Raw genomic sequence first — 558 nt, 5'->3', positions numbered from 1 at the left:
GATTAATAATTTCGCAATGCAGGTTGGTGCTGGCCACACAGTGGATCTGGTGGTGCGTGAATACATTGAAGACCCAGAAGGAAATCCGACCATTTATAACGGCATGCCTTTACGCACCGAGTTTCGTGCGTTCGTAGATTGCGATAAGGATGAACTCATCGGTATCGTCCCCTATTGGCACCCGATAGTGATGAAACGTACCTTGAAAGCTGGATTATCAGACCTATCTACAGCATCAAGATAAACTGACTGCAGAGTATAACGAACATTTATCACATGTTCGCAAAGAGATCCAAAACATTCTGCCAAACTTAAATTTATCTGGTCAATATTCAATCGACATCATGAAAAATGGCGATGATTTTTATCGTTTCTGGACGAGAAGACTCCATCCTCAAGCAAAGCTAGGGTGGAGATGAATCGTCTTTTTTTTGTTTCAAATAATTTGTAAAAACACTGAATGGACAGCGTTTTAATGTTATAATAAACATATATGGAAATCACATAAAAAGGTGGTGGAAATAAATGATAACCCATAAAGCGTATAAATTTCGTATT

At 38.5% G+C, this 558-nt stretch carries 1 pseudogene; it reads left to right on the top strand.

Going from position 1 to position 558, the window contains the following annotated elements:
- Nucleotides 1–244: pseudogene (locus JUJ52_RS23150) on the top strand (hypothetical protein); the annotation flags it as partial.
- Nucleotides 245–558: the final 314 nt, after the last annotated feature.

It is taken from the genome of Virgibacillus sp. AGTR (assembly GCF_016919725.2).
GTDB lineage: Bacteria > Bacillota > Bacilli > Bacillales > Amphibacillaceae > Virgibacillus > Virgibacillus salarius.
This window is presented reverse-complemented; position numbering and strand designations above follow the sequence as displayed.